The following is an 8874-nucleotide window of genomic DNA, read 5'->3' as shown; positions in this document are numbered from 1 at the left end:
CTGGTTTTCATTTTCCATGACTTCCAGCTCCCAACCTCGTGCTTCTTCCACCATCTTCCTTCAATTCCTGTCTAATTCCGAGAGGCTATTAGTTACTCTTCTTGCACGAACGTTCCCCCGATTCCTCAGACCCGACTCATAACAGAAAACCCCCGTCCTAGACCGGAGGGGGCAGCAAACACGGGTAATCGCGCATCCGCACGAATACATGAAATTCCCGAATGTTGCCGGCTCCTTTTCCTCGAAGGAAGCAGTGCATAAACGCAACAGGCAGGTCTCCTGACTCATAGAATACGCTCGATACTCAAGCGCCGCTTCTTCCGCCTTCCCGTCTGCGTCAGACAGTGGCCTAATGGAGGAAGCTCCTATATCACAGTGGCGGGACCGTGTCGGACTTGCACCGACTTCCCTTTTAACCCGGTCGCATGCTGGCTTCCGGGCACCTGTTGACAGCGATTCATTCCGCAGCGGCGAAACGTCTGCGGACATCTTGCTTACGGATCGATTATAGGCTATATCCGGCGGGTTTACAATACATCTCGTACAAATGCCACGCGTGCCGCTAGCCTTTCCCCGCTCCCCATACGACCCTAATATGCGGGTCCTCGTTATGAAAACCGAACCCGCCGAGTCTCCCTCCGGATTCCCTCTAAAATGTGCTCTCCATATGTCGATTCCGGAATTCCGGTTCACTGCTAGAGCCGGGCCGCCGCAAGGACCGGTAACGCAACGACAAAAAGCGCCCGGTCGCCCAAGCGCTTTACTTTATCCTTGCCCGGTTGTTACCCGCTCACGTCCGGCGACCCGGACTCCCCGCTTTTATCTGCCGGTTCACTTCATCCACAATCAGCTCCTCCGTCTCGGGCACAAAGCGGCTCTTGAAGCCGATCGTGAACGGGTGATCCGCTTCGTATCCGCCCTCCTTGAGGATGCGGCGGGTCGGGATGTACGAATAAACGCCGTTGGAGTAACCAAGCACGATCAGCTTCCGGTCCGGGCAGCCGCGCTTCAGCTTGAGCGAATACTCGGTCGGGATTTCGCTCTCCAGCGCTACGAGCACCACCCGATCCGACAGTTTCCAGGTTTGCACATACAGCGGAAGCTTGGTCTTCACGACGCCCCTTTGCTCCGCCTTGATCGTCCGCTCCGCCGCGCGGCGATAAAATTCGCCCGCCTCCCCGCTGAGCAACTGGGCCATCTTCCGCTCGTCGGGAGCCCCTGCGGACAAATCGATGCTGGCCAGCTCCGAACGGAACGGACCTTCGATCCCGGCAAACGCCCCATCGGTCAAGACACGGCGCACCTCGCTCGCCAATTCGTCGCCTGCGGCTTGCATCTCCGCGGTTGAGCACACCTTGAAGCGGCCGCCCTCCGCACTATGGCGCGGCTTCAGATCGCCGGCGGCGCCTTGCAGGAAGACCGCGATCTCTCCGGGACGCTCGTCCTCCAGCCTTTGGCAGGCACGCCCGACGAATTCGGAGGAAAGCAAATAATTGTCCGGCCCCATTGCCGTCGGATGGCACGCCAGATTGAACAGCACCGCCTTGACCCGATCCTCGCTGTCCGTCAGCGTCAGCACGGTCAATTCGTCGTCGATGTCCGCATCCGGGGCCGGCGCCCACAACACGCCGTCTTCCGTCACACGTCTGCGGCTGATTGCCGCTCGGGTCCGGCCTGACGCGAGCTTCAGACGGCCCGGCTGCAATCCGGCGTAGCAACGTTCGACAAGCGCCGCGACCGTGTCCCGAATCCAGCGGTAATACTTGATATCTTCGGTATAATCGATCGCGGCCGAGTCATCGTGCCACTGATTCTGGGCGAGGCTGTAATTGCCCCGGCGCAGCTCCGGATGCTCGCCTGTCAAGTGAATCGAAGCGTGCGTATGCGTGAAGTGGAGCAAAATATCGGCTTCTTCCAGCCCGAACCGCTCGCCGAGCGCCTTTTTGACACCGAGCACGAATCCCCTGTCCGCCCCGAGCGCGTCGAAGACGACAAGCAGCAGTTCCTTGCCGCCCTCCGAGAGCAATACGGCTTTGACGTACAGCTCGTCGAGCAGCCCTTCGCTTTTGTGGGCTCTTCCCCCGAACCCGGCCATAAATACAGGCTGCGGCGGCGTCATGCTTTGCTTCCTTACCGCAAACTTCATCTTCCTCCACTCCTTCGCCAACTTGATAATTACGAAGCACCGGCAACAAGTCCGGTCCGCCGGCTGGTCGCCCCTACATACCTTTCACCGGAACCGCCCCTTACTCCTTCAACGAGCCCGGGCCCAAAGCGGCAAACCCGGGGAAAATCGGCAGTCTCAATAGCAGCTTCAACAGCGTGGTGATCCCAAAGTCATTTTGCGATTTCTTAAGCCCGCTCAGAACCAATTTTTCCGGAGAAAAAAGACCCCAACTTCCACTTTAGTGTGGAAATTGAGGTCCTCTCGCGTTCGGAAATGGGAATGTTGCTATGTCAAGCGAACACTGTCGGGACAGCCCCGCCCTGCCCGCAATAATGCTATCGCGTACGCAGAGTCATTCAACGTTGAGAAAGCTTCGTTATCGTTTGTTTGGAAGCTTTTCTTAGACGGAAACAAAGGTGTACCGCCGGTCGTTCATCGTGATCGTGGCAGCGGTTCGGCCTTTGCGCTGTTCAGGGGCAAGAGGGAATCCAATATGAGTGGTTTGCACCCTCTATTTTGCCCAAAAACCCGATTGGACAAGGAATAAGAGCGGTTTGAGACTGCTATATTCGGTTTAAATGACGCACACCCCCTCTGCTTGTTGAAATAAGGGGTGCAAACCGCTTCTATTCGCCTCTGTTATCCCAGTATGCCGAAAATAGAGCATACCAAAGACCCTTATTACCTTGTTTAGCCCGTAAGCAGATCGTTATCAGCTTTTCCCACATCTCACCCGACTCCCGGTGCGCGGGCCCGTTCACACGCCGGCTGTCCAGCCTCATGCGAAGCTGAACACGATCTGTCTCGCAATCATTCCTATGTCAAGCGAACACTTTCGGGACAGCCCTTCCCCCAGGTTCATCCAACGCGTCCCGTCTATTTCTCCGCCATTGCTTTCAGAACCTGCTTCGCTTTCACTTCCTTGTCCTTAACGCGAACGGTGATGAAAGCGACCACTTCTTCGCCTTTGTAGCCGGCATCCTTCAACAGTTTCGTATCTTTCAGCGGAATGCCGACCAGCGTCCCGTTGTGTACGCCTTCAGGGAAATCTTCCTTCTTGAGCGTATCGCCGAGATCGATCATCCCGTCTTCCTGTTTGAATGCGTCGAATTGGTCTTTGGGCAGAACGAAAATGCCATGGTCGCCCGCCGCGAGCTCGACGATCATCTTCTGCGGCTCGAAGATCGGACTGACGCTGAACGTTACGGTTGGGGCTTCCCCCAGCTTGGCCTGAAGTGCATTTTTGAGCTCGTCCTGTTTGTTAAACGGCGAATTTTGCGGGAACATCATAAAGACGGAAATGTCCGCCTTCGGCCCTCCGCATGCGGTCATCAGCACTGCCACGATGATTAGAGCCGCAGCCAGCATACCCGCCCTCCGGAATTTCGCTTTCATCTGGTCTTTCCCCTCCACTCGTCTGAAAAAACTTCTTGTTCTATGATAGCACGCGGAACCGCTAAACGAAAGTTGGAGGACGGCCGCCGTCCGGCCTCGCTAACGCTTACTGCAAGCCTCGTCTGCGAATAAGGAAAACCGTCCGGACGGTCCTTTGACGTGCAAACCGATACGCTAACGCGTGAAAGGGAATGGGTCCCCCCCCTTCCTTCGCTCCAGCCGCTCGCCCTCAGGTCGTGTTGTCTTTTTGCGGTGGTATCGCTAACGAACCCAGCAACCGTTATCAGAGCCGAATGCGAGTGTTTGAATTTGTAACGAACTCTCGTATCGTTATTTCCGCAAATCGGATCGTTTTTTCTCCACTTAGGGTTCAATAACGATCCCCGGATTCGTTAGGTCTGGAATAATGTCGTTTTTCAGCCATAAGCACCATACGATTCGTTAGGCATTGTACCTGAGTATACGTTCTCAAACGCCAAAGGAAGAAAACTCCTCCATTCACTTTAGCACCGTAAAGATCAGTAAAGATCAGTAAAGATCTTAAACTTTCTGGCAGATCAGAAGCCCTTCTACCCACGAAATTTTATAAATTCTTATATGTGTAAAAAAATCCGCCCCTTCCTCCGGCGAACCGGAAGACTGGAGCGGACCGAAATCCGTTTATTTGAAATATACGTTCTTGAGGCTTTTGTCGTCCCGGCCGACCGTCGCGTACCGGTAAAAGTGCTGGTAGTGCGCTTTGTACAGCTGCCCGTTTTTCGAAGGCGAGTACGTTAAATAGAGCTGGCGGCGGCTTACGTCGGCCGTATTCGGACCGCTTCGGTGCGGAGTAAATGAATGGAACAGGATCAGATCGCCCGGATGGGTCTCGACGATTTGGCCTTTGGACAGGTCGATCTTGGCGATTTCGTCCTGATTCATATTGCGCAGCACACCCGGAGTGGAACGAAGCCGGTCATGATAGCCGGGAAACAGCTCGAGTCCACCGTTCTCTTCCGTCGCCCCGTCGATCGCCACCATAACGGAGATCAGCCCCTCCATCGGAAAGCCTTGCCACCACGCGGCATCCTGATGCATCGTATAACCCGCTACGCCGGGCAGCTTGAAAATCAGCTTATCTTTAAACAGCAACGGCTCATCCAGATACAGGTCCCGCAGCGGTGACAAAATTCTCTCGTCCTGCGCCAGATCGCGAAACACGGGAGACAGATCGTGCACCGGATCGTATTTCTCGATAACGGACGTACCGTCCGGCATTTTCCGGTAACCAACCCGCAGGTTGTCCGGGTGGATGTAGTCGTCCAGACTGATCAGCCGCTCGCACTCCTGGCGCCATACCGCCGTCTCCTTTTCGGAGAATACCGACCGGAGCACCAGATACCCGTTCTCGCGATAATCGTTCAACTGTTCATACGTAAGAAAGCTCTCCATTCTCATCTTCCGCACTCCCTTTACATATCTTATTTTCGCATTTCTTGATATCATAATAAAGGATAGGTTTCCTGTTTTACATGCATCAACTTCTTATCTTTCATATCCTTTTTTGTGTGGAAGGGAGGCAGGCGAGATGGAGCAGTCGTTTCAGGTGGAGCTGGTGCGCTGGTACTTCAGCTTGACCAAGCGTCCCTTTTTGATGCCGGAGGATATGTACGAGCACTGGGTGATTTTGGCCGCGGATGAAGGGAGCTTCCATTACCGGATCGGGGACGAAGCGGGGATGGCCAAGTTCGGGGACATCCTCTTGTGCCCTCCGAATATAAAGCTGTACCGCAAGTCGGACAAACCGCTGTCGTTTCTGTTCGCCGAATTCAGCTGGAGAAATGCGGCCGGACAACCGATGGAGCCCGGACCTCAGCTTCCTTACGGCAAAATATCGTTTCACCGCATTAACCGATATTCCTCTACTTTCGACTGTGTACGGGAGATGTCCAATAAAGAAACACGCGACAATTTCGCCTACAGGCAGCATCTGGTCACCGACATGTTGTTTCTGTACGCAGCGGAGCGGCAGGATGAGCAGTCCCTTCGTTACACGAAAGACCCGGCGATTCGGACGGCCGCCCTGTACATCCAGAACCACGCCTACGAGCCGATCTCGCTGAAGGAGCTTGCGGACCACGCGTGCCTGAGCCAGTCTCAATTCTCCCGCCGGTTTCAGGCCGCCGTCGGCCAGTCGCCGATCGCGTATCTGACCGCACTTCGGATGAAACGGGCGCGCAGCCTGCTGATCGAAACCGAGCAGACGCTGGAGAAGATCGCGATCCAATGCGGCTACCAGAACGGCTTTTACTTAAGCCGGGTTTTTACGGCGGCGTACGGCATTAGCCCGTCGGAGTTCCGCAAGTCTTACCGCATCTAGAAGCGCCGAACAAAAAAAGAACCAGGTTTCCCTAGTTCTTCTGCATCATTCTCATATAGTCGTTGATTTTATCGTCCAAAATCCGGCTTACGGTCATCACATCGTCGGAGGTTAAGCTTTCGCAGCGTACGAAAGCATCCTCCATCCTTCTGCGCAAGCTCGTAATTTCGGCTTCCAGCGCAATCGCGGCAGACGCAGCCTGTGACGGGGACTTGCGTCTTTCTCGGATTGCCCGCCGCGCCGGTTGATACTTCTCGATGATGACACGAGCGTCCTGCGACGCCCCGTCTGTTCCGATGTCCGCAGCTATCACAGCTAACCCTCCCTGTCACCTGCTGAATGCGAGTTATTTCCATTATACCAAATGAAGAGGGAAAGTGTAATGTTTTAACAATAGAACAACACTAAGCAGGACGTCGGAGTTAGACTGCACCTTAGCCTTCGGCTTTGCACCCGTAGGAGCCGCATCGGAACGCAAGCTTGGCCCGACGCTGTACCCGCTTACGCATCAACCGTTTAATTTGCGAAGAAAACCGTCGATCCGATGAATCGCTTCCTGCAATTGAGAGACGGACGTGGCATACGAGCAGCGGATGAATCCTTCGCCGCCGAGTCCGAACACATGCCCGGCTACGGTCGCCACTTTGCCTTCCCGCAACAGCCGCTCGCAGAATTCGTCCGAAGAGAGTCCGGTCGAAGTAATCGACGGAAATACGTAAAACGCTCCTTGCGGTTCATGGCATTCGAGTCCGATGTCGCGGAATCCTTTGACGACCAGGCGGCGCCGCTGATTGTACGACTCCATCATCCGGTCCTTCTCCTCCATGCCGCGGGTAAGCGCTTCATAGGCGGCGATCTGACCCATGACCGGTGCGCACATCACGGTGTACTGGTGAATTTTCAGCATGGCGGAGATCAGATCCTGGTGTCCGCAAGCGTATCCCATCCTCCAGCCGGTCATCGCAAACGCTTTGGAGAAGCCGCTCACGAGAATGGTTCGTTCCTTCATCCCGGGCAGCGAGGCGATGGACACATGCTTGGAGCCGTAAGTCAGCTCGGCGTAGATTTCGTCGGAGATGACGAGAAGATCGTGCTCCTCGACAATTTTGGCGATCGGCAGCAGATCCTCATAGGTCATAATGCCGCCCGTCGGATTACTCGGGTAACATAAAATAAGCACTTTGGAACGCGGCGTAATTTTGGCCTTCAGCGCTTCCGGCGTCAGCCTGAAGTTGTCCTTGGCGAACGTCTCGATTCCGACCGGGACTCCGCCCGATATCGCGGTAATCGGCGCATACGGAATGTAGCAAGGTTCCGGTACAAGCACCTCGTCGCCGGGACAAATAAACGAGCGAAGAGCCAGGTCGATCGCTTCGCTGCCGCCGATCGTCACCATCACTTCGTTCCTGGGCTCGTAAGTGACGGCAAACTGGGTATGCAAATATTCGGCGATCGCTTCTCTCAGCTCCAGCAGGCCGGCATTGGGCGTATACGTCGTGCGCCCTCTCTCGAGCGAAGCGACAGCCGCTTCCCTGACATGCCAAGGGGTGACGAAGTCGGGCTCGCCTACGCCAAGCGAGATAATCTCTTTGTTGCCGCTGGCCAAATCGAAATATTTCCGGATGCCCGAAGGCGGCATATCGTCGACCAGCGGATTCAAAAACCGTTTTACCGAACCGGATTCCCGGTACTTCTCTATGTTGGATTGCTCTTGTTTAATCATTGGACTCTTCCTTTATGGAATTTATGGGGAAATGTGCAGCCGGTAATCTTCGACATGCTCCTCGAAGATGATGCCGTCCTGCTTATATTTTTTAAGTATAAAATGAGTTTTCGTGGAAAGGACGCTTTCGATCGGCGACAATTTGGAGGAAACGAACGACGCCACTTCCTTCAAATTTTTCCCTTCAACCTCAACGAGCAGGTCGTACGCGCCCGACATCAGATAGACGGATTTCACTTCGGGGTGGAGATAGATGCGTTCGGCAATTGCGTCAAATCCGCGGCCGCGCTCGGGGGTAATTTGCACCTCGATCAGCGCTGTTACTTTCTCGTCGTCGACCTTGCTCCAATTCACGACGGTAGCGTATTTGACGATAATATGCTCGGCTTCCATCTCCTTAATCGCTCGCTGAACCTCTTCGACATCGACACCGAGCATTGTGGCTACGAGGTCCGGGGTACGACGCGCGTCCTCCTTCAGCAGTTCAAGCACTTTCAGCTTTAGTTCATCCATCTCCGAGTGTACCTCCTGTACGAATTGGCAAATCATCCTAAAAATGAAGAAAAACGTCTTTCGACGTACTTCCAAGGATGAGCGACCGCTTTGAACCCCCGGCAAAGTAAAGGTGCTCCTAAGCGGAGTCCGGAACTTTTGCGGGTCCCCATCATTTGCGGATGTGCGGTAGATCCGGCTGCCTGTTGATCTGGCCGGTATCTGCTGCGCAGAAAACGGCTTTCCGCTTTCGCGTTAAAACAACTATACAACAATTCTCCTGCGAAGCAAAGCAAAAAACACGGGAGCCCGTATGGTCCCGTGCAGAGGATTTATCCTGTAACGAAGCGGCTATACCTGTCTGGCGATCACAGACCTGCGGGTTTTCAGCAGCTTAAAAATCGTATCGACGATGTCGCGTCTGCGATAATCGGGCAGAACGACAATATCGAGCCTGCTGTTGCCGCCGTCATCCGCGTCATGCACCATTCGTCCGATGCCGACGAGTTCTTCGGAGTCGTAGGCCGACACGAAGCGGCACAGGTCCGGGTTCGTATCGAAGAACCGTCCCGCATCCCATGTTTGTTCAAGTCCGCAAGCTTGTATAAGAGCAGCCACTTTCCCCTGATCGGGAAGCATGTTGTCGAAAGCTATTTTCATAACCGTTCACCTCACAAATAATAATACATTATATTGTATATTTATGCAACAACGAAATGAAATATGATTATCGTTTCG

8 protein-coding genes and 1 riboswitch are annotated in these 8874 nt (G+C 54.4%); of the genes, 1 reads left to right on the top strand and 7 read right to left on the bottom strand.

Features of this window, described 5'->3' with window-relative positions; genetic code table 11:
* Positions 1–252: 252 nt before the first annotated feature.
* Positions 253–462: riboswitch (cobalamin riboswitch) on the bottom strand.
* Positions 463–790: 328 nt separating this feature from the next.
* From IDH45_RS16310 to IDH45_RS16300, 3 genes are all read right to left on the bottom strand, one after another.
* A complete protein-coding gene (locus tag IDH45_RS16310) occupies positions 791–2146 on the bottom strand; it encodes a neutral/alkaline non-lysosomal ceramidase N-terminal domain-containing protein (RefSeq protein ID WP_190929184.1) in 1356 nt (451 codons plus the stop codon).
* 897 nt (positions 2147–3043) lie between these two features.
* Positions 3044–3562 carry a hypothetical protein gene (locus IDH45_RS16305; RefSeq protein ID WP_190929183.1) on the bottom strand — a complete coding sequence of 173 codons (519 nt, stop codon included), beginning with the start codon at positions 3560–3562 and terminating at the stop codon, positions 3044–3046.
* Between the two features lie 660 nt (positions 3563–4222).
* A complete protein-coding gene (locus IDH45_RS16300) occupies positions 4223–4999 on the bottom strand; it encodes a phytanoyl-CoA dioxygenase family protein (protein ID WP_190929182.1) in 777 nt (258 codons plus the stop codon).
* Between the two features lie 130 nt (positions 5000–5129).
* On the opposite strand from IDH45_RS16300, the gene IDH45_RS16295 reads away from it, so the two are divergent.
* Positions 5130–5921, top strand: coding sequence for an AraC family transcriptional regulator (locus IDH45_RS16295; protein ID WP_190929181.1), 792 nt, complete (start codon positions 5130–5132; stop codon positions 5919–5921).
* A 31-nt stretch (positions 5922–5952) separates the two neighbouring features.
* Here the strand turns inward: IDH45_RS16295 and IDH45_RS34990 are convergent, their stop codons facing one another.
* The 4 genes from IDH45_RS34990 to IDH45_RS16275 all read right to left on the bottom strand — a co-directional run bounded on the left by IDH45_RS34990 (position 5953) and on the right by IDH45_RS16275 (position 8796).
* Positions 5953–6234 carry a Spo0E family sporulation regulatory protein-aspartic acid phosphatase gene (locus IDH45_RS34990; protein WP_317891219.1) on the bottom strand — a complete coding sequence of 94 codons (282 nt, stop codon included), beginning with the start codon at positions 6232–6234 and terminating at the stop codon, positions 5953–5955.
* A gap of 195 nt (positions 6235–6429) precedes the next feature.
* Positions 6430–7644, bottom strand: coding sequence for an aminotransferase class I/II-fold pyridoxal phosphate-dependent enzyme (locus IDH45_RS16285; RefSeq protein WP_190929180.1), 1215 nt, complete (start codon positions 7642–7644; stop codon positions 6430–6432).
* Positions 7645–7665: 21 nt separating this feature from the next.
* Positions 7666–8157, bottom strand: a complete 492-nt coding sequence (locus tag IDH45_RS16280) for an Lrp/AsnC family transcriptional regulator (protein WP_190929179.1) — start codon at positions 8155–8157, stop codon at positions 7666–7668.
* Between the two features lie 330 nt (positions 8158–8487).
* A complete protein-coding gene (locus IDH45_RS16275; RefSeq protein WP_190929178.1) occupies positions 8488–8796 on the bottom strand; it encodes a GNAT family N-acetyltransferase in 309 nt (102 codons plus the stop codon).
* Positions 8797–8874 lie beyond the last annotated feature (78 nt).

Source organism: Paenibacillus oceani (assembly GCF_014705615.1).
In the GTDB taxonomy this organism is placed as follows: Bacteria; Bacillota; Bacilli; order Paenibacillales; family NBRC-103111; genus Paenibacillus_AB; species Paenibacillus_AB oceani.
Note: the sequence above shows the minus strand (reverse complement) of the source record. Positions and strands in the feature narration are given on the sequence as shown.

Coding starts and splice junctions, on each gene's coding strand:
- IDH45_RS16310 (WP_190929184.1), bottom strand. CDS start 2,146: ATGAAGTTTGCGGTAAGGAAGCAAAGCATGACGCCGCCGCAGCCTGTA.
- IDH45_RS16275 (WP_190929178.1), bottom strand. CDS start 8,796: ATGAAAATAGCTTTCGACAACATGCTTCCCGATCAGGGGAAAGTGGCT.
- IDH45_RS16285 (WP_190929180.1), bottom strand. CDS start 7,644: ATGATTAAACAAGAGCAATCCAACATAGAGAAGTACCGGGAATCCGGT.
- IDH45_RS16280 (WP_190929179.1), bottom strand. CDS start 8,157: ATGGATGAACTAAAGCTGAAAGTGCTTGAACTGCTGAAGGAGGACGCG.
- IDH45_RS16295 (WP_190929181.1), top strand. CDS start 5,130: ATGGAGCAGTCGTTTCAGGTGGAGCTGGTGCGCTGGTACTTCAGCTTG.
- IDH45_RS16305 (WP_190929183.1), bottom strand. CDS start 3,562: ATGAAAGCGAAATTCCGGAGGGCGGGTATGCTGGCTGCGGCTCTAATC.
- IDH45_RS16300 (WP_190929182.1), bottom strand. CDS start 4,999: ATGAGAATGGAGAGCTTTCTTACGTATGAACAGTTGAACGATTATCGC.